Below are 23,120 nucleotides of genomic sequence, written 5' to 3'. Positions count from 1 at the left end.
AAAATATAGTATGGGAATGAAACTTTCACAGTTCAGTTTTGAACTGCCAAATGAACTTTTAGCTGAATATCCATCAGAGCATCGTGACGAAGCTCGTTTAATGGTGGTTAATCGAAAAGAAAATACCATTGAACACAAAATGTTCAAAGATCTTATCGAGTATTTTGAGCCAGAAGACGTGATGGTCTTAAACAATACAAAAGTATTTCCTGCTAGACTTTTTGGAAATAAAGAAAAAACGGGTGCTAGGATAGAAGTTTTCTTATTAAGAGAACTTAATCCAGAAACACGTCTTTGGGATGTATTGGTAGATCCAGCTCGTAAAATTAGAATAGGAAATAAATTATACTTTGGGGATGATGAAAGTCTAGTAGCCGAGGTAATAGATAATACAACTTCAAGAGGAAGAACGCTTCGCTTTTTATATGATGGTTCTTACGAAGAGTTTAGAAAAAAACTAAATAAATTAGGAGAAACACCACTTCCTAAATACATTAAGCGAGATGTAGAGCCAGAAGATGCAGATCGTTACCAAACTATCTACGCAAAGACAGAAGGAGCTGTAGCGGCACCTACTGCAGGTTTACACTTTTCTAAACATTTATTAAAGCGTTTAGAGATTAAAGGAGTAAACTTTGCAGAAGTTACTCTTCACGTTGGGTTAGGAACATTTAACCCAGTAGAGGTAGAAGATCTTTCTAAGCATAAAATGGATAGTGAAGAAGCAGAGATTGCATTACCAGCAGTTGATACTATTAACGAAGCTATTAAAAACAAAAGAAGAATTTGTGCTGTAGGAACTACGGTAATGAGATCTTTAGAAAGCTCAGTTTCTTCAAACGGTACTTTAAATGAATTTAAGGGATGGACCAATAAATTTATATTCCCTCCGTACGATTTTAGTATCGCAAACTGTATGATCACTAATTTTCATACGCCTAAATCAACACTATTAATGATGATATCGGCATTTGCAGGACACGATCTTATGGAGCGTGCGTACGATGAAGCTATCAAAGAAAAATATAAATTTTATAGCTATGGTGATGCTATGTTAATTATATAAGATATTTTTAAATAAAAAGAAAGCTGCACTTATAGGTGTGGCTTTTTTTATGGCATTACCTAAAGGTCGGGCTTTACACTGTATCTTTTTTTGCCATATATAAAAGCAAAAAAAGGATGCCGTTTCAATCCCTAATGCGGTCTCATAGAAAACAATTACCTTTGCCAAGTGAAAGAGAAGAAAAAAGATATACGTGCATTAACCAAAGAACAACTGAGAGAATTCTTTGTTTCTATAGGAGATAAATCCTTTCGAGGAACACAGGTTTACGAATGGCTTTGGAGTAAAGGAGCTCATCATTTTGATGATATGACCAATCTCTCTAAAGAAACAAGAGAAATGCTATCCCAAAACTTTGTTATTAATCATATCGAAGTAGATGAGATGCAAAGAAGTAGCGATGGGACGATTAAGAATGCAGTAAAGCTTCATGATGGTTTTACGGTAGAATCGGTTTTAATTCCTACATTTTCTAGAACCACAGCCTGCGTTTCTTCACAAGTAGGGTGTAGCTTAGACTGTAAATTTTGTGCTACGGCAAAATTAAAAAGAATGCGTAATCTTAATCCAGATGAGATTTATGATCAGGTGGTGGCCATAGATAAAGAAAGTAGAATATATAACAATATGCCACTTTCTAATATTGTCTATATGGGGATGGGAGAACCATTAATGAATTATAAGAATGTTCTAGAGTCTATAGAAAAAATAACCTCTCCAGAAGGTCTAGGAATGTCTCCAAAAAGAATTACGGTCTCTACATCGGGTGTGCCAAAAATGATCAAAAAAATGGCCGATGATGAAGTAAAGTTTAACCTTGCGGTTTCTTTACACTCTGCCATTGATGAGGTGCGGACACAAATTATGCCTTTTAATGCGACATTTCCCTTAAGTGATTTAAAAGAGTCTTTAATTTATTGGTATGAAAAAACAGGTAAAAAAGTAACATATGAATATCTTATTTGGAAAGATATTAATGACAAACAAAAAGATATCGCTGCTTTAGTAGAGTTTTGTAAGGCAATTCCTTGTAAAGTTAATATTATAGAATATAACCCTATAGATGATGGTATTTTTCAGCAAGCTGAAAGTAGAATAACCGATAACTATAAAGATGCTTTAGAAAGAAATGGAATCACCGTTACTGTAAGAAGATCTAGAGGAAAAGATATTGATGCTGCCTGCGGACAGTTAGCTAATAAGTCTTCAAAGTAAATTAAAGAAAAATCAAAATAAAAAGCCCGCTCAATTTGAGCGGGCTTTTTTTATTCTAAAAGTATAAAGCTTTTAGATTATTTCTTTACAATCTTAAAAGATTTAGATTGTCCTTCAATTTCAACTTGTACTAAATAAACACCACTGTTTAAAGCGTTAAGATTGATATCTGCAGACTGAGTACCTAATTTTTTAGAGATAACCTGCTGTCCTAAGATGTTATATAATCTAGCATTGTTAATTGCAGTATTAGCTTTTAACGTTAATACGTTGTTTGCAACATAGTGATTAAAGCTTTCGAAACTTGTATTATCTACCGCTAAACTTCCAGCAACAACTTCAACGTTATCAATCTCCATAGTAAATTGATCTGAAACATCATGGTGTCTAAAAGCAACATAAACAACTTGTCCTGCTAATGAAGTAATATCTAATGTTTTTGTATAAAAATTTTCAAGTCCTCCAGCTCCATTATCTGAAACTAACTCGTTAAAAGATACGGTAGCAGACATAGCATCTGCAACTGTGTTTCCTGTAGCAACGTATACAGTGTAGTTTTCATCAGTATAACCAGCGTCAGCAGCAGCAACATCCCATGATAATGTGATATCATTTGTACCATCTTCACTACTTAAATCAATAGGCATTGAAAAAGCATAGTTGTCTGGGGTAAGTGGGCCTAAAACTGAGTTCCAAGAAGCAGATCTCAATACAGGAGTTCCTACAGGTTGATCCTCTTCGTCTACGATTTGAACTGCACTCCAATTAATACCGTCTCCATCTTCATCAATAAGCGTCCAGTCAGAAACATCTTCATCATTAAAATCATCAGAAAAATAAGTAGTCTGCGCATTCATTGTGATCGCTGCAGCAATAGCTGCAAGCGTTAAAGTAATTTTTTTCATCGTGTTTAAGTTTTAAAATTTTACACTAAAATAGTAAAAAAGTCTAAATAATAAAGACTTTTAACAGCTTATTAATAATTGCGTGTATTATATTTGTTGTTATCTTGAAACCTATAGCTCAAATAAAAGAACCTATAACCCATGAGATGGAGCTTTTTGAAAAAAAGTTTCAGCTTTTTATGTCTTCTCGGGTAGCGCTGCTTAATCGTATTACGCATTATGTAGTGAATAGAAAGGGAAAGCAAATGCGACCTATGTTTGTCTTTTTAGTCGCCAAAATGGTTTCTAAAGGCGAGGTAAATGATCGCACCTATCGAGGTGCTTCTGTAATAGAGTTAATTCATACCGCCACCTTAGTACATGATGATGTGGTTGATGATAGTAACCGTCGCCGCGGATTTTTCTCTATTAACGCGCTTTGGAAAAATAAAATTGCAGTATTAGTTGGGGACTTCTTACTTTCTAAAGGCTTATTACTTTCTATAGATAATAACGATTTTGATTTATTAAAAATCATTTCGGTGGCCGTTCGCGAAATGAGCGAAGGCGAGTTGCTTCAAATAGAAAAAGCTAGAAAACTTGATATTACCGAAGAAATTTATTACGAGATCATTCGTCAAAAAACAGCAACTCTTATTGCTGCATGTTGTAGTTTGGGCGCAGCTTCCGTAAAGCCAGATTCAGAACACGTAGAACGTATGCGGGAGTTTGGTGAGTTAATTGGGATGGCTTTTCAAATAAAAGATGACCTTTTTGATTATGGAGATGAAAAAATAGGAAAACCTACGGGGATTGATATTAAGGAGCAAAAAATGACACTTCCGCTTATTTATACTTTAAATAACTGTTCTGAAAAGAAAAGAAGGTGGCTTATTAATTCTATTAAAAATCATAATAAAGATAAGAAACGCGTAAAAGAGGTGATACAGTTTGTTAAAGATTCAGGCGGATTGGATTATGCGGTAAAGCAAATGAAAATGTACCAAGAAAAAGCTTTCTCAATGTTAGAAAATTATCCGGCTTCTCCTTATAAATCTTCTTTAGAAATTATGATGAACTACGTAATTGATAGAAAAAAATAATTTTTTTTTCTTCTTTAGGCAACCATTTCTAAAAACCTCTCGTCTATATTTATAGAACATCTAACCAACAGAGGTGAAAATTATACCACTACATAAAAACGAAAAGAAACTTATACAAAAGGCGGTGAAAAAGAACCGTATGGCGCAGCAAACGCTTTACGAAATTCATGCTCCAAAAATGTTAAGTGTCTGTAGAATGTATATTAAAGACTTACATTTTGCCGAAGATGTCATGCTTAGAGGTTTCTTTAAAGTTTTTAACAACCTTGACGGATTTCAGCATAAAGGAAGTTTTGAAGGTTGGGTGAGAAGAATCATGGTACGAGAGTCGATCGACTTTTTAAGAAGTAAGAAAGAGATTCATTTTTCAGACCGTATCGAGAATTATGATAGAGAGGAAGATGCGCAAGATTATGCTTCCGCGGAAGCGATGCAGCATTTACAAGAAGTTATAGATAAATTGCCTGAAGGCTATAAAATGGTATTTGTAATGTATGCCGTAGAAGGCTACAAGCACCAGGAAATAGCAGACTTGCTTAATATATCTGAAGGAACATCAAAATCGCAATTATTTAAAGCAAGAAAATTATTGCAAGAAAAACTAGCAGTACATAAAGAGGAGAGTCATGGGTGAGTTAGACAAACAAATAAAAGAAAACTTGGAGGCTAGAAAAATTAGTCCGAGTGCAGGGAGTTGGGATAAGCTTTCGTCTCAGTTAGAAAATCAAGATAAGAAGAGAGTAAATTATAAATGGTTTATAGGCATTGCTGCAAGCTTTTTGGCAGGGATTTTAATAGCTTCTTTATTTGGGAATGGTGGAGAAACTGAAATAAAAGTAGTAAACACTCCACAAAGTGATGCTTCAAATTTTAAACCCGTAAAAAAAGAAAATATTTTTTCTGAAGAAATAGAGGGAGAATTGGTGTACGACTCTAAACAGTTAAAAGAGATAGTAGGAGAACTTCCGGAAAGTAAACCAAAGGTTAGTGAAGTTTTTTCCACAGAAAAAAGTAACATAAAAGTAAGAAATAATCCAAGTAAATCAAGTATTGCAGAGCATAAAAAAACGCTTTCTTCTCAAAACAAGAATGTTGAAAATAGAGCTTTGTTAGCTGCGAGAGATTCAGGAAAAGTAGAAATTGCTACAGAGGTTCTCGATGCTTCGCCAAAAGAACTTGCCCAAGTAAATGAACAAGAGATAGATGCACTTTTAGAAAAAGCTCGGAGAAACGTACGATTAAGGCAGTTTGATAATCCTTATGCTAGGGTATCTTCTAAAGAATTATTAGAAAGTATAGAAGTAGAAAATAGAGATTCCTTTAAAGAAAAAATATTCTTTGCCTTAGAAAGTGGATTTCAGCATGTAAAATCTTCAGTCATTAAATAACCAATAATAACTATTAAAAACCTGTATGATTCTGGCTATTCCGTTAGCGCGGCTAGAAAAGTACAATCTAAAAACAACGTATTATGAAAACAATCATTATTAGTTTAAGCATTTTATTAAGCACTTTGGTAGCTCAAAATATGCAAGCACAAATTAATATTCAGGTAAATTCTGATATTGATCTTAAAATTGAAAATCTTGAAAAGCAAAAAAATCAAGTTCAACAAAGCGAAAAAGAAAAGCTTAAAAAAGAAGTCGAGGCGATTAATCAGCGTTTAAATGAAAATGAGATTGGAGAACAAGAAGCTGAAGCCTTAAAAAAAGCTGCCGCGGAAAAAAGAGCGTTGAATATAGAAAATCAATTAGATATTATTGATGCTAATATCGCCTTGCTTAAACGAAATTCTACCACCGAAGATGGAGAAGAAGTGGTAGATGCTTATTATAGACGCTTAGATTATTTAAAATATGATGAAAAGGAGGAAGAGCAAGAAGATTATGATTCTATTCCTAAAAGAACAACCTCTGGTTTTACCATGGCATTCGGTCTAAACAATGCTTTGATAGACGGTCAATCTTTAGACGATTCTCCATATAAAATAGGAGGAAGCCGTTTTTTTGAATTAGGATATGAATTTGAAACTGTATTGGTGAAATCTGGTTTTGCAAGATTAAGATATGGGCTGTCTTTTCAGTTTAACGGTCTTAAAGCAGATGATAATATGTACTTCGTAGAAGATGGTGATCAAACTTATTTAGAGGAGTTTCAGTTTGATGTAGATAAAGCAAAATTAAGAATGGATAATTTGGTATTTCCGCTGCATTTTGAATTCGGACCAAGAAGCTTAAGTTATGGAGAAAAAGCAACGTATTATAATACCAGTAATTTTAAAATAGGTTTAGGAGGATATGCAGGAGTTAACTTGAATACGATCCAAAAATTAAAGTATGAAGAAGATGGGAGTAATCGTAAAACAAAACTTTCTCAAAGCTATAACACGAGTAACTTTATTTATGGGCTAAGCGCTTATATAGGTTACGATTGGTGGGCTTTATATGCTAAATATGATCTTAATACTGTTTTTAAAGACAATCCTTTAGAACAGAACAATATTTCTGTAGGAATACGATTTAGTAATTAAGTGTTAATTTAAATTTTATTCTATAAAAAGGATGCTCAATTTACAGCATCCTTTTTTTGTATTTAGTATTTTTGCAAGCCTAAAATAATTTCAAGATTTCATTTTTATGATCCAAAAATCGACCATAGACCAAGTTTTTGATGCTGCTCGTGTAGAGGAGGTAATTGGTGATTTTGTTCAGTTAAAAAAATCGGGAAGTAATTATAAAGGTTTGAGTCCGTTTAGCGACGAAAGGACGCCAAGTTTTATGGTTTCTCCCGTTAAACAAATCTGGAAAGATTTTAGTAGCGGAAAAGGAGGGAACGTCGTGGCTTTCTTAATGGAACACGAACATTTTAGTTATCCTGAAGCAATAAAATACCTCGCTCGAAAATACGGTATCGAAATCGAAGAAACCGAACAAACCGATGAGCAAAAACAGCAGGCAGATGAACGCGAAAGCATGTATTTGGTTAGTGAATTTGCGAAGGATTACTTTAAGCGTCAATTATTAAAAACGGAAACTGGCAAAGCCATTGGTTTAAGTTATTTTAAGGAACGCGGGTTTACAAAAGAGACTATTGAGAAGTTTGAGTTAGGGTACTCTCCAGATGTTTGGGATGCTTTTACGAGCGAAGCGATTAAGCAAGGATATAAATTAGAGTTTTTAGAAAAAACGGGATTAAGTATTGTAAAAGAAGAAAAGCAATTCGATCGTTTTAAAGGCAGAGTGATGTTTCCTATACATTCGATGTCTGGAAGAACTTTAGGTTTTGGAGGTAGAATCTTAACCAACGATAAAAAAGCAGCCAAATACCTTAACTCACCAGAAAGTGATATTTACCATAAAAGTAAAGTCCTTTACGGAATTTATTATGCAAAACAGAGTATCGCCAAAGATGATAATTGTTACTTAGTTGAGGGCTACACCGATGTGATCCAAATGCATCAAGCGGGGATTGAAAATGTAGTTTCTTCTTCGGGTACTGCACTTACCAGCGAGCAAATTAGATTAATTAATAGACTAACTCAAAATATTACGGTTTTGTTTGATGGCGATGCGGCCGGAATAAGAGCTTCCATTCGTGGGATAGATCTTATTTTGGAGCAAGGCATGAATGTAAAAGTTTGCGGTTTCCCAGAAGGTGAAGACCCCGACTCTTTTGCAAAAAACAATACAGAGAATGATATTAAAGAATATTTAGAGCATAACTCCAAAGATTTTATAAGCTATAAAGCTTCTTTGCTAGTGAATGAAGCTAAGGGAGACCCTATAAAAAAGGCGGGAGTTATTCGGGATATGGTAAATAGTATTGCCAAAATTCCAGATCGCATTCAGCAGGAAATCTACCTGAAAGAATGTGCTCGCATTATGGAAATTTCAGAAAATGTGTTATACAGTACACTTGCTCAAATTTCCGCGAAAGCGAATAACGATGCTTCAAAAAAACCAGCCTCGGCACCCAAAGAAATGTCGGTGGTAAAAGAAACTCCTGTAGAGCGTGTGAAAGTAAATCAGCAACATCAATTAGAGCGCAATATTATAAGTTTGTTGTTGAGGTATGGAAGTGTAGAGGACGATTTTGAAGATTTTGTTTTGCGAGAAGATGAGGAGGGAAATGTGCATTTAGAAGGAGAGACGCAGCAATTAAAAGTTTATGAGAAAGTTTTTTTAGATCTTCAGGAAGATGAAATTGAATTTACACACCAAGGTTTTAAAGAAATGTATGAGGTTATTATTCAGGAGTTTAATTTAAGGGGGGAGATAAAAACTGAAACCTTTGTTAATAATTTGGTGCCTGAGCAAGCTTCAGAAATTACTACTATTTTGATGCAGCAAGAAAAAGATGTTTTACACCGTTGGGACGATCAAGAAATTTTTGTAAAAGATAAGAGCGAATTAGAACCTCGGGAGATAAATGAAACCATTTTAAATCTTCGCCGTTTTTTGATTAAAGAAAAAGTAAATGAATTAAGCGAAAGTATCAAAACTAATCTGGGAATACAGTATAGAGATGTGCTCTTAGAAACGATGGAGTATAAAAGCTTAGAGGTACTTATTGCGCAAAAACTTAACCGCGTAATTTAGTCCTTCTTTAAATGTAAAGGGATTTCGCAAACCGGTATGGGATTCATTTTATGTTGATTGGCATTGTTTAATCTTTTGTAAATAGAAAAAACCTCACGCTTTCTACCTTCAAAATTATCAACCCTTTTACCTAAATCATCCTCGTGCATCGCCCATTCTAGTTCATCGTAAGATGCTCCAATTTGATCTTCATCACTGCGACTGTCACCAAAAAGACCATCGGTGGGAGCAGCTTCAACAATTTCTTGGTTGATCCCTAAATATTCGGCAATCTCGTAAACCTCACTTTTTAGTAAATCTGCAATAGGACTTAAGTCTACACCGCCATCTCCGTATTTAGTATAAAAACCGACTCCAAAGTCTTCAATTTTATTACCAGTTCCTGCGACTAAATATCCGTGTAAACCAGCAAAATAATATAAGCTAGTCATTCTTAAACGAGCTCTAGTATTGGCTAGAGTTAGACTAAGTTGATCGTTTTCTTCCGCTAAGGGAAAAGCAGATTTCATAGTTTCAAAAGTAGGAGTAAGGTCAACTTCTATATTAGTTACATTTCTAAATTGCTTTTTTAAGCTTTCAATATGTTGTTGGCCACGGGTAACTTGGCTTGCAGCTTGGTGTATAGGCATTTCTACACACAGTGTACGTAAACCGGTTTTGGCGCAAAGCGCTGAGGTTACGGCAGAATCGATACCACCACTTATCCCTACCACAAAACCATTTGTTTTGCTGTTTGTAGCATATTCTTTTAACCAGTTTGTTATATGATTTACTACTTTTTCTGTTTGCATAGCCTTCCTTTTTTTAGTTATTTTCAACTACCTTTGTCACGAAAATAATACGAAATTAGATGTAAAAAAAGTCTATTGCGTTAAAGACTACCTAAACTATTTTTTATGATGAAATATCTTGTGGGCCTTATCTTACTTTTAGGATTGTTTTCTTGCGAAGAAGAAAATAAATTGGAAGAGGAAATAGCACAAATTCCTATTGATTTTCAAGTAGATCGTTTTGATGTGGAGTTTGCTAAAGCTTCCGCGGAAGAATTACCGAGATTAAAAAAAGAGTATCCTTTTTTATTTCCACCAAGGTATGCTGATAGTTTATGGATTCAGCAAATGAATGACACCATTCAAATAGAATTAGAGAGGGAAACTCAAAAAGCATTTCCCGATTTTAAGAAAGAGAAGGAAGAGATCACTTCTTTATTTCAACATTTTAAATATTACTTTCCGCAATTTAAAGCACCCCGTGTAGTCACTATGATTTCTGAAGTTGATTATCGTAATAAAGTCGTGGCTACAGATAGTTTACTGCTTATTTCGTTAGACACTTATTTAGGGGAAGACCATCAGTTTTATGATGGGATGCAGGTTTACTTAAGAAAGAATTTTAGAAGAGGACAGCTTGTAAATGATATCGCTTTTGAATATGCAAATCAATTAATAGAAAGCCCTAAAGGAAGGTCGTTCTTAGATCAAATGATCTATTATGGTAAGATTTTATATTTAAAAGATAAAGTTTTACCCAAGATGAGTGATGCTGATAAAATGGGATATACCGATAAAGAATTAAAATGGGCTCAGGCGAATGAAGATCAAATTTGGCGATACTTTATAGATAGAGAACTCATTTATGAAACCGATAGTGAGCTTAGAGCTAGATTTATCAATTTGGCGCCTTTTAGTAAATTTAGACTAGAACTAGACAATGAAAGTCCGCCACAAATCGGGCAATATATAGGTTGGCAAATTGTGAGGCAGTTTGCTCAAAAAAATGAATCAATTACATTAAAACAGTTACTTACTTTAGATGCCGAGCGTATTTTTAAAGAAGCTAACTTTAAACCCAGAAAACCAGAATGAGTACAAAAAAATCTGAAATAAAAATTCAAGTAGAGGTAGATGAAAATAACATTCCACAAAATTTAAATTGGAGTGCGCAAGATGGCGGAGTGGATCAAGAGGAAGCGAAAGCGATGCTTTTATCACTTTGGGATAATAAAAATCAAGAAACGCTACGTATAGATTTATGGACTAAAGATATGCCAGTAGATGAGATGAAAGTGTTCTTTCATCAAACTTTAGTGGCGATGAGTGATACTTTCTATCGTGCTACAGAAGATGAAAAGATGATGGAAACCATGAAAGATTTTTGCGATTATTTTGCTGATAAGTTAGAATTGAAAAAAGAATAATGCTTTCTAAAAAGCAAGAGTTAACACAGCTCATATTTGTGTATAATGCAAATTCAGGTAAGGTAAATACTTACCTGGATGCATTCCATAAGGTTTTTAAACCAGCTAGTTATTCTTGTAATCTGTGTGCAATTACTTATGGCGTTTTCACGGAAAATAAAACGTGGAAAAATTTTAGAAAACGTATAGAGGTTCCTATGGAGTTCTTGCATATAGATGAGTTTAAAAAACAATATGCATCTAAATTTTCTCAGAAGTTTGACTTTCCAATTATATTAGGAGTAACAGCTAAGGATTGGGAAGTAGTGGTTGATGCATCCACTTTAAATGAATTAAATTCCGCGGAAGCTTTAATTGAATTATTAGATAAAGAAATTTAATTATAGGGATTTGTTAATTTCATCTATATAGTTTAAAACCTCTTCCCCACCTAAATTTTTAGAAGAAGATGTAATAAAGTAAGGAGGTAAGCTTTCCCAAGTTTCTAACAATACCGCATTGTAGTCATTCACCTGCTTTTCTAATGCTTTGGGTTTGACCTTATCTGCTTTGGTAAAGATGATAGAAAATGGTATTTGATTTTCCCCTAACCATTGCATAAATTCTAAATCGATTTTTTGAGGTTCATGGCGAGAATCAACCAATACAAAAGCACAAACTAAAGGCTCTCGTTGCTGAAAATAATCGGTAATAAACTTCTGAAAAGTCTTCTTTGCTTTTTTGCTTACTCGAGCATAACCATAGCCTGGTAAATCTACTAAATGCCACTCATGATTAATTAGAAAGTGGTTGATAAGCTGCGTTTTTCCTGGTCTACCTGAAGTTTTTGCTAAGCTTTTTCTTCCGGTAAGCATATTGATAAGAGAAGACTTACCAACATTACTTCTTCCAATAAAAGCATATTCTGGTAATTTGCTGGTAGGGCATTTCTCTACTTGGCTATTACTCATTACAAAAGAAGCCGACTTAATTTCCATACTTAAAACTTTCTTTCAGTCAACCATTTATCAAGTAACCTATTGAATTCATTTGGGTGCTCCATCATGGCAGCGTGCCCGCATTCATCAATCCAATATAAAGTTGAATCGGGTAATAGTTTGTCAAAATCTACAGCAACTTCTGGCGGAGTAACATTATCTTGTTTTCCCCAAATGATACACGTAGGAGTATTCATTTTTGGTAAGTCTTTAGCCATATTGTGACGAATAGCCGATTTGGCAATAGAAAGTGTTCTAATCAACTTGTTTCTATCGTTTACAGTGGCATATACATCGTCAACAATTTCTTTTGTGGCTACTTCAGGATTGTAAAAAACGTTTTCAGCTTTTTTCTTTATGAATTCATAATCACCACGTTTTGGGTAACTTTCTCCCATGGCACTTTCGTAAAGCCCAGAACTTCCAGTGATCACCAAAGCTTTAATTTTTTCAGGATACCTTTTGGTAGCTAGTAAGGCTATATGGCCTCCTAGAGAATTTCCTAATAAAATTACTTCTTCATAATTTTTATGATCTATAAATTCTTTAATGTATTTGGCAAAATTACCAACATTAGTTTTTAATAAAGACATGGTATATAAAGGAAGTTGTGGGATCACCACTTTGTATCCTTTTTTAGGGAAATAATCGGCAACGCCATCAAAATTACTTAACCCTCCCATAAGACCGTGTAGAATAATAATTGGAGTACCTTCTCCAATTTCTACATAGCTGAATTTTCCTTCAGATATAATTTCTTGTTTCATTCAGTTTTCTTCCGGTTAGCTAAAGCAAATATACTATAATTCTACAAGTATAAGTATTTTTAAGTAAACCTAAAGTGAAATAAGCTCGCTGTTTTATTCTTCATTCTCTTTCAGGAGGATAGCAATCCTCTTTATAAATCTCTCCCACATTTTAAACTTCTTTCAGCCTAGATTATTCCTTTAGTTCTCATAATTAATAGATTACTGAAGCTAAAACTTATTAACAATGTGGGGTAAAGTGGTAAAAAGTGGTAAAAAAATCAATATATTTGACATAGAATTAGGAAAGGTGATCAATCTAATAGGTACATACGAATGTAAAATTGATGCTAAAGGTAGGCTAATGCTGCCTTCGGCACTCAAAAAGCAACTGCTTCCAGTATTGGAGGGAGGGTTTGTATTGAAGAGAGCTGTTTTTCAGCCTTGTTTAGAATTGTATCCTATGAAACAATGGAATGAGTTAATGGTTAAAGTGAATTCCTTAAATCGTTTCAATAAAAAAAATAATGATTTTATAAGAAGATTTACTGCAGGAGTAAAGATTATAGAAGTAGATGCCAATGGGAGATTATTAGTGCCTAAGGATTTATTGAATTTTGCAGGGCTTCAAAAAGAGTTAGTCCTTTCTAGTGCTATAGATATTATAGAAATCTGGGATAAAAATAAATATGAAAATGCTATCGATGATGCTGCAGATGATTTTGGAGCTTTAGCGGAAGAAGTAATGGGAGGAAACAATGGAGAATTTGGAATATCATAATCCGGTATTATTACATGAAACGGTAGAAGGTTTAAATATTAAACCAGATGGTGTTTATGTAGATGTCACTTTTGGAGGAGGAGGTCATTCTCGAGAAATTTTAAAACGACTTGGAGAAAACGGAAGGCTTTTAGCTTTCGATCAAGATCAAGATGCTCAAGAAAATGCAATTGATGATGAGCGTTTTACTTTAATTCCTGAGAATTTCAGGTTTATTAAAAAGTTTTTGCGTTTTGAAGGCTATAAGAAGGTAGATGGGATTTTGGGAGATTTTGGCGTATCGTCACATCAATTTGATGTAGCTGAAAGAGGTTTTTCTACTCGGTATGATGCCAAACTAGATATGAGAATGGATCAAGAAGGTTTGCTGAGTGCTTATGAGGTGATTAATGAGTATGAAGAAGAGGCGTTAAAAAAAGTTTTTTATGAGTATGGAGAACTAAAAAATGCTCCAAAATTAGCAAAGGTTATTGTAGAAGCTAGAGAAGAAGCTCCCATTAAAACAGGAGAGGAGTTGAAAGAGTTGTTACTTCCTTTATTATTTAAAGGGAAAGAATTTAAAATACTTGCTCAAATCTATCAAGCGATAAGAATCGAGGTGAACCAAGAAATTGAAGTGCTTAAAGAGTTTCTAAGACAGACGGAGCAATTATTAGAAAAAGGAGGTAGGATTAGCTTAATTTCTTATCACTCTTTAGAAGACCGATTGGTAAAAAGGTATATAAGAAACGGATTGTTTCAAGGGGAAGCAGAAAAAGATTTCTACGGAAATATTTCGGTTCCTTTTAAAAAAGTAGGCGGACTTGTAAAGCCATCTCCTGAAGAAATTAAACAAAATAATAGAGCAAGAAGTGCTCGTTTAAGAGTTGGGGAAAAGTTATAAAATGAAAGAAGGTTTTTACAATGTATTAAAAGGTAAGTTTTTGATTAGCGATGATGCTATGAAAAACTGGCGTTTTATTCTTTTTTGTACGTTACTCGCTATCATTATGATTGCGTGTTCTCATAGTGCAGAAAGAAAAGTGCATTTAATTGCTAAAATGAATAACGAAGTTAGAGAATTAAGAAGTGAATCTATAGAAGCACAGAAAAACTTAATGCAGCTTAAAATGAAATCTGCCATTGAGAAAAGAATGCAAGGAACAGGTATAGGTCCGTCCAGCACGCCACCACAAAAAATAAGAATTAAACTCTAGATGACAACAGAAAAAGGCATACTAAGAAGAATCTACCTGGTGGCAGTCGGGATGCTCCTTTTTGCTTTAGCAATAGGGTTTAAGTTGGTGAATATTCAAGTGGTTGATGGTGATAAATATAGAGAGCTTTCAGAGCAGCGTGTTTACAAAAGTTTTGTCATTCCTGCGAATAGAGGAAATCTTTATGATTCAAATGGAAGTTTGTTGGCTACCTCGGTACCCGAATATGATATTAGGTTTGATGCGGTCACGGTTTCTCAAGAAAACTTTGAAAAAAACCTAAAACCTCTATCGGAATCTTTATCAAAAATGTTTGGTAAATCAGCTTCTCACTACGCTCAAGATATAAGAAGAGCTAGAGCTCATAAAAACAGATATTATTTAATAGCTCGCGGAGTAAGTTATACGCAATATGTGCAAATGAGGGAATTTCCTATGTTCAACTTAGGCGCATTTAAAGGAGGTTTTATTGCAGAACAACGAACGGTAAGAGAATTGCCTTTGGGTAAAATTGGTGAGCGTACCGTAGGTCGAGGTCAAGCGGGTCTTGAAGGTGCTTATGATGATTATTTAAAAGGTCAAAACGGGAGAAGGTTAAAACAAAAAATAGCCAAAGGTCAATGGAAACCTATTGGAGATGCAAATGAATTAGAACCAGAAGATGGCTTAGATGTGGTTTCTACTATAGATATTACCATTCAGGATATTGCGCATCATGCTCTTTTAAAACAATTAGAAAAATATAAAGCAGATCATGGGACAGTTGTAGTGATGGAAACTGAAACTGGTGAGATTAAAGCGATGGCTAATCTAGGAAGAACCTCTGAAGGGACTTATTACGAAAAGAGAAATTATGCGATTTACGAATCTCAAGAACCTGGTTCTACCTTTAAATTAATGACCATGGTAGCTGCCTTAGAAGATAAGGTTTTAGATACCAGTGATGTGTTTGATTCAGAAAAAGGAAGAATTAAATATTACGATCGCGTAGTAAAAGATTCACGCTACGGCGGATACGGAGAGATATCAGCAGCAAAAGCTTTTGAAGTTTCTTCTAACACGGTGTTTTCAAAATTTATTAATGAAGGTTATAAAAGTAAACCAGAAGCTTTGGTCAACCGTCTTAATTATATGGGATTAAATCAAAAGATTGGTTTAGAAATAAAAGGAGAAGGTCAGCCGCATATTCCACATCCAGATGATGCCAATTGGTATGGTACTACACTGCCGTGGATGTCTTTTGGTTACGGGGTTTCAATTACACCGCTTCAAACTCTGGCATTTTACAATGCTATTGCTAATGATGGCGTAATGATTAAGCCAAGATTAATTAAAGAAATTAGAAATAGAGATAAGGTTGTAGAGCATTACGAAAAAGGAGAAATCAATAATTCTATTTGTTCTAAAGAAACCGCCTCTAAGGTGAGGGAGATGATGAAGAATACTGTGCTTAGAGGAACAGCAAGAAATATTTATACAGAACAGTTTTCTATGGCAGGCAAAACGGGTACTTGTTTAACAGGTTACGGTCGTGGTGATGGTTCTTCAGAATATATAGCATCCTTTGCTGGGTATTTTCCTGCAGATGATCCTAAATATTCTTGTATTGTGGTGGTAACTAAACCAGATCGAAGCTTAGGCTATTATGGAAATATTGTAGCGGCTCCAGTATTTAAAGAAATTGCTCAAGAAATTTATACCGATACGCCTACCACCAATGAATTTGAAGATGTAAATGTAGATTATAGAAATGTGCAGAAAGATTATGAACAGTTTTACGTAACCGCTCAAAAATATAAATCTATTATGCCTAACGTTGAGGGCTTACCTGCAATGGATGCAGTCTCACTTTTAGAAAATCTAGGTTTAAAAGTAGTATTAAAAGGAGCAGGTAAAGTAAGAAATCAATCCATTACAAGTGGAGTAAAAATAAAGTCTAATCAAACCATTTATTTAACGACAAGTTGATTTTATTAAAAGACATATTATATAAAGTAGCTATAGAATCGGTGGTTGGGAATACCAACATATCGATTCAACATATAGATTTCGATTCTAGAAATATTTCATTGAATGATGTATTTGTAGCCATTCGTGGCGCGGCAAGTGACGGTCATGAATATATCGCTAAAGCGGAAAATAATGGAGCAATAGCTATCGTTTGTGAAGAACTTCCGCAAAAGCAAATTAGTGGGATTACCTATGTCTTAGTTGAAAATACAAAAGAGGCTTTGGCGATAATGGCGAACAACTATTATGAAAAACCATCTAGCCGATTAAAATTAGTAGGGGTTACAGGAACCAATGGGAAAACAACTATATCTTCTTTGCTGCACCAACTTTTTACCTTAGCAGGCTATAAAGTCGGACTTATTTCTACTATTAAAATTGTCGTAGGAGATGAAGAATTTCCTACAAGATTAACCACTCCAGATTCATTAACGATCAATAAGTATTTAAGAAAAATGAACGAAGCTGGGGTTGAGTTTTGCTTTATGGAAGTAAGCTCTCACGGTATCGCTCAGCATAGAACCACAGGATTAGATTTTGCAGGCGGAATTTTCACCAACCTTTCTCACGATCATTTAGATTATCACAAAAGTTTTAGTGAATATCGCGATGTAAAGAAAAAATTCTTTGATGAGTTACCAAAATCTGCTTTTGCAATTACCAATATAGACGATAAAAATGGAGCTTTTATGTTGCAAAACACAAAAGCTGCTAAAAAAACATATGCCTTAAAAACCAATGCCGATTATAAAGCTCAAATTCTAGAAAATGAATTGAGTGGTTTGTTGTTAAAAATAAACAATAATGAAGTTTGGTCAACGCTAATAGGAAATTTCAATGCTTATAATCTTGCAGCAATTTACGCTGCCGCGGATTTATTAGGCTTGGAAGAATTAGAGAATTTAAAATATCTAAGTCAGTTAAAATCGGTAAGCGGAAGGTTTCAATATATCATTTCCGATAAGGAAAAAATTACTGCAATTGTAGATTACGCTCATACGCCTGATGCGCTTAAAAATGTATTAGAAACCATTAATACAATTAGAACTAAAAATGAAGAACTAATTACGATAGTGGGCTGCGGTGGAGATCGTGATGCCACTAAACGCCCTGTTATGGGGAAGGTAGCCAGTGATTTAAGTACTAAAGTAATACTTACCAGTGATAATCCTAGAACCGAAGATCCAGATAAAATTATTGAAGATGTAGAGGCTGGTGTAGAGGCGCACAATTGGAGTAAAGTGATTTCGGTAACCAATAGAAAACAAGCAATTAAATCGGCTTGTGCTATGGCAAAAGCTAAGGACATTATACTTATTGCAGGAAAAGGACATGAAACTTACCAAGAAGTAAATGGGGTGAGATCTGATTTTGATGATATGAAAATTGTTCAAGAAATGTTAGAGCAATTTAATAAATAAAGAAAACAACAAAGAATAAGATGCTATACTACTTATTTGAATTTTTAGAAGAACAATACCAACTGCCAGGAGCGCAACTTTTTCAGTTTATCTCTTTTAGGGCGAGTATGGCGATTATTCTGTCTTTGTCTATTTCTACCATTTTTGGAAAAAAAATAATTAACTATTTACTTAAAAAACAAGTAGGAGAAAGCGTAAGAGAATTAGGGTTAGAAGGTCAGGCTGAAAAAGCAGGAACACCGACTATGGGAGGATTGATAATTATTTTCTCTACTCTTATTCCCGTATTGCTTTTTTCTAAATTGGAGAATATCTATGTTATTTTGCTCATTATCACGACCCTTTGGATGGGAGCAATTGGTTTTTTAGATGATTACATTAAGACGTTTAAAAAGAATAAAGAAGGTTTACAGGGTAAGTTTAAAGTAATAGGTCAAGTAGGTTTGGGAATTATCGTGGGAGCTACCATGTATTTTCATCCTGGAGTTACTATTAAAGAACACGTAGAGGCAGATCCTCAAGCTCAAGAGCAATTAATAGAAAAAGATATCAGCGAAAGCGTAGCAGAAAAATCTACTAAAACCACCATCCCTTTTGTAAAAGGAAATGAGTTTGATTATGCGACTTTAATCTCTTGGATTAACCCTTCTTACGCAAAGTATGCTTGGATTATTTTTATTCCAATTGTTATTTTTATTGTAACGGCAGTTTCTAACGGAGCTAATTTAACCGATGGAATTGATGGTTTGGCAGCAGGATCATCGGCTATTATTGTGCTCACTTTAGGACTTTTTGCTTGGGTATCGGGGAACGTAATTTTCTCTGATTATCTCAACGTGATGAATATTCCCAATTCGGGAGAGATGACGGTTTTTATTACGGCATTTGCAGGAGCATTAGTCGGTTTCTTATGGTATAACACTTTTCCTGCTCAAGTTTTTATGGGAGATACAGGAAGCTTAACTATTGGTGGTATTATCGCGGTATTAGCTATTGCGACTAGAAAAGAATTATTAATTCCTATCCTTTGCGGAATTTTCTTGATGGAAAATCTATCGGTAGTGATGCAGGTAGGTTGGTTTAAGTACACTAAGAAAAAAACAGGAATAGGGAAGAGAATCTTTTTGATGTCTCCATTACATCATCATTACCAAAAGAAAGGTCATCATGAGAGTAAAATTGTAGTCCGTTTTTGGATTATAGGAATCTTGTTAGCGATCATCACTATCATCACTTTAAAACTAAGATAATGAGTAAGCGATTGGTCATATTAGGTGCTGGAGAAAGTGGTGTAGGCGCAGCTATTCTTGGAAAAAAAGAAGGCTATGAAGTTTTTGTATCCGATCGTGGATTGATTGAATTAAAATATAAGCAAGTTTTAATTCAGGAAGAAATAGAATGGGAGGCAGAAAAACATACGGAAGATAAAATTTTAAATGCCGATTTGGTGATGAAAAGTCCGGGTATTCCTGAAGATGCTCCTTTGGTATTAAAATTAAAGGAAAACGGAATTAAAGTTATTTCTGAAATCGAATTTGCTAGTAAATACACCCATGCTAGTTTAATAGGAATTACAGGAAGTAATGGCAAAACCACGGTAACCTCTTGGATTTATCATGTTCTTAAAAATGGAGATTTAGATGCTATAATGGCTGGGAATATTGGAGATAGTTTTGCAAAAAATGTTGCTCTTAAGAATCCAGATTATTATGTGTTGGAGTTGAGTAGTTTTCAATTAGATGGTATTGAAACTTTTAATCCGCATATAGCGGTATTAACCAACATTACGCCGGATCATTTAGATCGTTATCATCATAATTTTGAGGAGTATATCGCTTCGAAATTTAGAATTGTAAAAAACCAAACGAACAAAGATTATTTTATATATGACGCCGATAATAAAACCATTTGTAATTGGCTCAAAAAGAATAAGATAAGTTCTATTCAACTTCCTATGAGTTTAAAAGAACATGAAGGAGAAGGAGCTTATTTAAAAGACGATAAAATTTACATAAAAGTTAATAATACAGAATTTATAATGCATAAAGATAAAATAGCGCTTAAAGGAGAACATAATACTAAAAATGCTATGGCTGCTACTACTGTAGCGCAATTATTAAAAATTAGAAAACAAACGATACGTGAGAGTTTAGAAAGCTTTCAAGGAGTAGAGCATCGTTTAGAGCGCGTATTAAAAATCAATAACGTGCAATACATCAATGATTCTAAGGCTACAAATATTAACGCAACCTATTATGCTTTAGATAGTGTGCAGCCAGAAACTGTGTGGATTGTTGGAGGAGTAGATAAAGGGAATGTGTATGAAGAGTTACTACCGTTAGTAAACGAAAAAGTAAAAGCTATTATTTGTTTAGGGGTAGATAACGAAAAAATCATCAACTCATTTAGCAATTGTGTAGAGACAATTGTAGAAACTAAATCGATGGAAGAGGCTGTGAAAATGGCTTATCATCTAGCAGAAAAAGGAAATACGGTTTTACTTTCTCCTGCTTGTGCAAGTTTCGATTTGTTTAAGAATTATGAAGATAGAGGAAGACAGTTTAAAGAATACGTAAGACAATTATAAACATTGGCAGTAAAAACAGACATATCATCTAAGAATATTTTCTTTTACTTAAAGGGAGATAAGGTTATTTGGGCTATAGCAGCACTTTTAGCTATATTTTCTTTTATACCCGTTTATAGTTCGAGTAGTAATTTGGCCTATTTATATGGAGATGGAAGTACGTTTAGTTACCTGTTAAATCATTTTGCTTACTTGGTCTTAGGGTTTATTTTAATCTATGCTATACATAAAATTCCTTACCATTATTTTAAAGGACTGTCCTTAATACTATTGCCTATTATTGTTGTGCTTTTACTATATACTCTAGCGCAAGGAACGACCATAGATGGCGCTAATGCAAGTAGATGGATAAAAATTCCTATCATCAATAAAACCTTTCAAACCTCTACCGCAGCAGCAGTGGTTTTAATGATTTATGTAGCGAGGTATTTATCAAAAATAAAGGATAGGACGGTTACTTTTAAAGAAACTATTTTACCACTTTGGGTTCCCGTTGGTATTATTTTAGGTTTAATTCTACCGGCAAACTTCTCTACCACAGCGATCATTTTTGCCATGGTTTTTGTTTTGGTTTTTTTAGGAGGCTATCCGCTAAAATATTTAGGTGTTATTTTACTTTCTGCCATTATAATCTTATCCATTTTTGTGCTTTCGGCGAAAGCATTTCCAGGGGTTTTTCCTAACAGGGTAGATACATGGATTAGCAGAATAGATAACTTTTCTAATGGAGAAGATACCAAGGAAGATTATCAAATAGAAAGAGCAAAAATTGCTATCGCTCGAGGCGGAATTGTAGGAACGGGAATAGGAAAAAGTGTACAAAGAAACTTTTTACCGCAATCCTCATCAGATTTTATTTATGCCATTATTGTTGAAGAAATGGGATTACTCGGAGCTTTTGGAGTGATGTTAGCCTATTTACTCATCTTATTTAGATTGGTGATTATTGCCACTAAAGCCAATACCGTATTCGGTCAGTTGCTAGTCATTGGCGTTGGTTTACCGATTATTTTTCAGGCGTTGATCAATATGGCGGTTGCTGTAGAATTATTTCCGGTAACGGGACAAACTTTACCACTGGTGAGTAGTGGAGGTTCTTCCATCTGGATGACTTGCGTGGCGTTGGGAATTGTACAAAGTGTAAGTGCAAAACGAGAAGAGATGAAGTTGAAAGAAGAGGAAGATCAAGAACGAGAAAACAGCGAAGATTTAGATAATCCTTTAGAAGTGTTAAGCGAAGCGATATGAGCAAATTAAAAGTCATATTATCTGGTGGAGGAACAGGCGGACATATTTATCCGGCTATTGCTATTGCCGATGAAATTAAACGCAGAAACCCTGAAGCTGAAATACTTTTTGTAGGAGCTAAAAACCGTATGGAAATGCAAAAAGTTCCTGCTGCGGGTTATTCTATAAAGGGACTTTGGATTAGCGGAATTCAGCGTAAGCTTACTTTAGATAATTTAAGTTTTCCGTTAAAATTAATTTCAAGCCTATTTAAATCACATCAAATATTAAAACAATTTAAACCAGATGTGGTGATTGGTACAGGAGGTTTTGCAAGCGGACCTTTATTAAAAGCAGCAAATCAAAAAAATATACCCACCTTAATTCAGGAGCAAAACTCCTATGCGGGGATCACGAATAAGTGGTTGGCAAAAGGTGTTCAAAAAATATGTGTGGCTTATGAAGGTATGGAAAAATATTTTCCGTCAAGTAAGATTCAATTTACTGGAAATCCGGTAAGGCAGGATTTGCTTAAAATTGATGAAAATAATGAAAAAGCAATAGCTCACTTTGAGCTTAGGCCAGAAAAGAAGACCATACTTGTCTTAGGAGGAAGTTTAGGCGCCAAAAAAATTAATGAACTCATAGAAGAAAATATTGTTTTCTTTAAAGAGCAAAATGTACAGTTGATCTGGCAAACAGGAAAATTGTACTATGAAAAATTTAAGGCATACGCTGCTAATGAGCATATTAAAGTGCATCAGTTTTTAAACGAAATGGATTTGGCTTATGCTGCTGCAGATCTAATTATATCACGTGCAGGAGCAGGATCTGTAAGCGAATTATGTGTAGTAGGCAAGCCAGTAATTTTTATTCCATCGCCCAATGTAGCTGAGGATCACCAAACTAAAAATGCTAGATCTATTTCGCAAAATAATGCTGCAATTTACCTTAAAGAAAGTGCGCTAAAAGAAGAATTTAAGAATACATTTGCAGGCTTGTTGAAAAATGAAAAAAAGCAACAAGAGCTAAGTGAAAATATAAAGAAAATGGCCAAACCCAATGCTACCAAAGACATTGTAGATGCGGTCGAAAAATTGATAAAAGCATAA

Annotated in this window: 23 protein-coding genes; 19 read left to right on the top strand and 4 right to left on the bottom strand. The window is 34.4% G+C overall.

Going from position 1 to position 23,120, the window contains the following annotated elements:
* Positions 1–16: 16 nt before the first annotated feature.
* Both queA and rlmN read left to right on the top strand, forming a co-directional pair.
* Positions 17–1,066 carry a tRNA preQ1(34) S-adenosylmethionine ribosyltransferase-isomerase QueA gene (gene queA, locus LX95_RS05475; RefSeq protein WP_111540808.1) on the top strand — a complete coding sequence of 350 codons (1,050 nt, stop codon included), beginning with the start codon at positions 17–19 and terminating at the stop codon, positions 1,064–1,066.
* Between the two features lie 168 nt (positions 1,067–1,234).
* On the top strand, positions 1,235–2,281 hold the full coding sequence (gene rlmN / locus LX95_RS05465) for a 23S rRNA (adenine(2503)-C(2))-methyltransferase RlmN (protein WP_111540435.1): 1,047 nt from the start codon (positions 1,235–1,237) through the stop codon (positions 2,279–2,281).
* Between the two features lie 77 nt (positions 2,282–2,358).
* Here rlmN and LX95_RS05460 read toward each other — a convergent pair whose 3' ends face one another.
* Positions 2,359–3,186 carry a T9SS-dependent choice-of-anchor J family protein gene (locus LX95_RS05460; RefSeq protein ID WP_111540434.1) on the bottom strand — a complete coding sequence of 276 codons (828 nt, stop codon included), beginning with the start codon at positions 3,184–3,186 and terminating at the stop codon, positions 2,359–2,361.
* Positions 3,187–3,290: 104 nt separating this feature from the next.
* Here LX95_RS05460 and LX95_RS05455 point away from each other — a divergent pair, with 104 nt between their 5' ends.
* The 5 genes from LX95_RS05455 to dnaG all read left to right on the top strand — a co-directional run bounded on the left by LX95_RS05455 (position 3,291) and on the right by dnaG (position 8,866).
* Complete coding sequence (locus tag LX95_RS05455; protein ID WP_111540433.1) at positions 3,291–4,268, top strand: polyprenyl synthetase family protein; 978 nt, start codon at positions 3,291–3,293, stop codon at positions 4,266–4,268.
* Between the two features lie 73 nt (positions 4,269–4,341).
* Positions 4,342–4,902, top strand: a complete 561-nt coding sequence (locus tag LX95_RS05450; RefSeq protein WP_111540432.1) for an RNA polymerase sigma factor — start codon at positions 4,342–4,344, stop codon at positions 4,900–4,902.
* A complete protein-coding gene (locus LX95_RS05445) occupies positions 4,895–5,656 on the top strand; it encodes a hypothetical protein (protein ID WP_111540431.1) in 762 nt (253 codons plus the stop codon). The genes LX95_RS05450 and LX95_RS05445 overlap by 8 nt, the downstream gene beginning before the upstream one ends.
* 83 nt (positions 5,657–5,739) lie before the next feature.
* Positions 5,740–6,798 carry a hypothetical protein gene (locus LX95_RS05440; RefSeq protein ID WP_111540430.1) on the top strand — a complete coding sequence of 353 codons (1,059 nt, stop codon included), beginning with the start codon at positions 5,740–5,742 and terminating at the stop codon, positions 6,796–6,798.
* A 106-nt stretch (positions 6,799–6,904) separates the two neighbouring features.
* The gene (gene dnaG / locus LX95_RS05435) at positions 6,905–8,866 is read left to right on the top strand and encodes a DNA primase (RefSeq protein ID WP_111540429.1); all 1,962 of its coding nucleotides are present in this window, start codon (positions 6,905–6,907) and stop codon (positions 8,864–8,866) included.
* Here the strand turns inward: dnaG and nadE are convergent.
* A complete protein-coding gene (nadE, locus tag LX95_RS05430; RefSeq protein ID WP_111540428.1) occupies positions 8,863–9,657 on the bottom strand; it encodes an NAD(+) synthase in 795 nt (264 codons plus the stop codon). The genes dnaG and nadE overlap by 4 nt on opposite strands.
* Before the next feature lie 105 nt (positions 9,658–9,762).
* Here nadE and gldB point away from each other — a divergent pair, with 105 nt between their 5' ends.
* Genes gldB through LX95_RS05415 form a run of 3 tightly spaced genes read left to right on the top strand, consistent with a single transcriptional unit; the run spans position 9,763 to position 11,443 of the window.
* Positions 9,763–10,731, top strand: a complete 969-nt coding sequence (gldB, locus tag LX95_RS05425) for a gliding motility lipoprotein GldB (protein WP_111540427.1) — start codon at positions 9,763–9,765, stop codon at positions 10,729–10,731.
* Complete coding sequence (gldC, locus tag LX95_RS05420; RefSeq protein WP_111540426.1) at positions 10,728–11,063, top strand: gliding motility protein GldC; 336 nt, start codon at positions 10,728–10,730, stop codon at positions 11,061–11,063. The genes gldB and gldC overlap by 4 nt, the downstream gene beginning before the upstream one ends.
* The gene (locus LX95_RS05415) at positions 11,063–11,443 is read left to right on the top strand and encodes a GTPase (protein ID WP_111540425.1); all 381 of its coding nucleotides are present in this window, start codon (positions 11,063–11,065) and stop codon (positions 11,441–11,443) included. Before gldC ends, LX95_RS05415 begins: the two co-directional genes overlap by 1 nt.
* On the opposite strand, the gene yihA is transcribed toward LX95_RS05415, so the two are convergent.
* Positions 11,444–12,040 carry a ribosome biogenesis GTP-binding protein YihA/YsxC gene (gene yihA, locus LX95_RS05410; RefSeq protein WP_111540424.1) on the bottom strand — a complete coding sequence of 199 codons (597 nt, stop codon included), beginning with the start codon at positions 12,038–12,040 and terminating at the stop codon, positions 11,444–11,446. It abuts the gene before it with no gap.
* 2 nt (positions 12,041–12,042) lie between these two features.
* On the bottom strand, positions 12,043–12,807 hold the full coding sequence (locus tag LX95_RS05405) for an alpha/beta fold hydrolase (protein ID WP_111540423.1): 765 nt from the start codon (positions 12,805–12,807) through the stop codon (positions 12,043–12,045).
* A 289-nt stretch (positions 12,808–13,096) separates the two neighbouring features.
* Here LX95_RS05405 and mraZ point away from each other — a divergent pair, with 289 nt between their 5' ends.
* Genes mraZ through murG form a run of 9 tightly spaced genes read left to right on the top strand, consistent with a single transcriptional unit; the run spans position 13,097 to position 23,120 of the window.
* Complete coding sequence (gene mraZ / locus LX95_RS05400) at positions 13,097–13,567, top strand: division/cell wall cluster transcriptional repressor MraZ (protein WP_111540807.1); 471 nt, start codon at positions 13,097–13,099, stop codon at positions 13,565–13,567.
* Positions 13,554–14,450, top strand: a complete 897-nt coding sequence (rsmH, locus tag LX95_RS05395; protein ID WP_111540806.1) for a 16S rRNA (cytosine(1402)-N(4))-methyltransferase RsmH — start codon at positions 13,554–13,556, stop codon at positions 14,448–14,450. Before mraZ ends, rsmH begins: the two co-directional genes overlap by 14 nt.
* Position 14,451: 1 nt before the next feature.
* Positions 14,452–14,763: an FtsL-like putative cell division protein gene (locus LX95_RS05390; RefSeq protein ID WP_111540422.1), complete on the top strand. Its 312-nt coding sequence runs from the start codon at positions 14,452–14,454 to the stop codon at positions 14,761–14,763.
* The gene (locus LX95_RS05385; protein WP_111540421.1) at positions 14,764–16,731 is read left to right on the top strand and encodes a penicillin-binding protein; all 1,968 of its coding nucleotides are present in this window, start codon (positions 14,764–14,766) and stop codon (positions 16,729–16,731) included. It abuts the gene before it with no gap.
* Complete coding sequence (locus LX95_RS05380; protein WP_111540420.1) at positions 16,728–18,194, top strand: UDP-N-acetylmuramoyl-L-alanyl-D-glutamate--2,6-diaminopimelate ligase; 1,467 nt, start codon at positions 16,728–16,730, stop codon at positions 18,192–18,194. The genes LX95_RS05385 and LX95_RS05380 overlap by 4 nt, the downstream gene beginning before the upstream one ends.
* Before the next feature lie 20 nt (positions 18,195–18,214).
* A complete protein-coding gene (mraY, locus tag LX95_RS05375) occupies positions 18,215–19,444 on the top strand; it encodes a phospho-N-acetylmuramoyl-pentapeptide-transferase (RefSeq protein ID WP_111540419.1) in 1,230 nt (409 codons plus the stop codon).
* A complete protein-coding gene (gene murD, locus LX95_RS05370; RefSeq protein ID WP_111540418.1) occupies positions 19,444–20,781 on the top strand; it encodes a UDP-N-acetylmuramoyl-L-alanine--D-glutamate ligase in 1,338 nt (445 codons plus the stop codon). The genes mraY and murD overlap by 1 nt, the downstream gene beginning before the upstream one ends.
* 3 nt (positions 20,782–20,784) lie before the next feature.
* The gene (locus LX95_RS05365; RefSeq protein ID WP_245924728.1) at positions 20,785–22,029 is read left to right on the top strand and encodes an FtsW/RodA/SpoVE family cell cycle protein; all 1,245 of its coding nucleotides are present in this window, start codon (positions 20,785–20,787) and stop codon (positions 22,027–22,029) included.
* Positions 22,026–23,120, top strand: coding sequence for an undecaprenyldiphospho-muramoylpentapeptide beta-N-acetylglucosaminyltransferase (gene murG / locus LX95_RS05360; protein WP_111540417.1), 1,095 nt, complete (start codon positions 22,026–22,028; stop codon positions 23,118–23,120). The genes LX95_RS05365 and murG overlap by 4 nt, the downstream gene beginning before the upstream one ends.

This window comes from Mesonia algae (assembly GCF_003253545.1).
Taxonomy (GTDB): domain Bacteria; phylum Bacteroidota; class Bacteroidia; order Flavobacteriales; family Flavobacteriaceae; genus Mesonia; species Mesonia algae.
The sequence above is the reverse complement of the archived record's forward strand: the minus strand, read 5'-3'. Positions and strand labels throughout refer to the sequence as shown.

Excerpts from the sequence above, each read along its gene's own strand:
- LX95_RS05445 (WP_111540431.1), top strand. The coding sequence starts at position 4,895 with ATGGGTGAGTTAGACAAACAAATAAAAGAAAACTTGGAGGCTAGAAAA.
- LX95_RS05415 (WP_111540425.1), top strand. The coding sequence starts at position 11,063 with ATGCTTTCTAAAAAGCAAGAGTTAACACAGCTCATATTTGTGTATAAT.
- queA (WP_111540808.1), top strand. The coding sequence starts at position 17 with ATGAAACTTTCACAGTTCAGTTTTGAACTGCCAAATGAACTTTTAGCT.
- nadE (WP_111540428.1), bottom strand. The coding sequence starts at position 9,657 with ATGCAAACAGAAAAAGTAGTAAATCATATAACAAACTGGTTAAAAGAA.
- dnaG (WP_111540429.1), top strand. The coding sequence starts at position 6,905 with ATGATCCAAAAATCGACCATAGACCAAGTTTTTGATGCTGCTCGTGTA.
- LX95_RS05460 (WP_111540434.1), bottom strand. The coding sequence starts at position 3,186 with ATGAAAAAAATTACTTTAACGCTTGCAGCTATTGCTGCAGCGATCACA.
- gldB (WP_111540427.1), top strand. The coding sequence starts at position 9,763 with ATGATGAAATATCTTGTGGGCCTTATCTTACTTTTAGGATTGTTTTCT.
- LX95_RS05405 (WP_111540423.1), bottom strand. The coding sequence starts at position 12,807 with ATGAAACAAGAAATTATATCTGAAGGAAAATTCAGCTATGTAGAAATT.
- yihA (WP_111540424.1), bottom strand. The coding sequence starts at position 12,040 with ATGGAAATTAAGTCGGCTTCTTTTGTAATGAGTAATAGCCAAGTAGAG.
- mraY (WP_111540419.1), top strand. The coding sequence starts at position 18,215 with ATGCTATACTACTTATTTGAATTTTTAGAAGAACAATACCAACTGCCA.
- murD (WP_111540418.1), top strand. The coding sequence starts at position 19,444 with ATGAGTAAGCGATTGGTCATATTAGGTGCTGGAGAAAGTGGTGTAGGC.
- LX95_RS05440 (WP_111540430.1), top strand. The coding sequence starts at position 5,740 with ATGAAAACAATCATTATTAGTTTAAGCATTTTATTAAGCACTTTGGTA.
- murG (WP_111540417.1), top strand. The coding sequence starts at position 22,026 with ATGAGCAAATTAAAAGTCATATTATCTGGTGGAGGAACAGGCGGACAT.
- LX95_RS05390 (WP_111540422.1), top strand. The coding sequence starts at position 14,452 with ATGAAAGAAGGTTTTTACAATGTATTAAAAGGTAAGTTTTTGATTAGC.
- LX95_RS05385 (WP_111540421.1), top strand. The coding sequence starts at position 14,764 with ATGACAACAGAAAAAGGCATACTAAGAAGAATCTACCTGGTGGCAGTC.
- gldC (WP_111540426.1), top strand. The coding sequence starts at position 10,728 with ATGAGTACAAAAAAATCTGAAATAAAAATTCAAGTAGAGGTAGATGAA.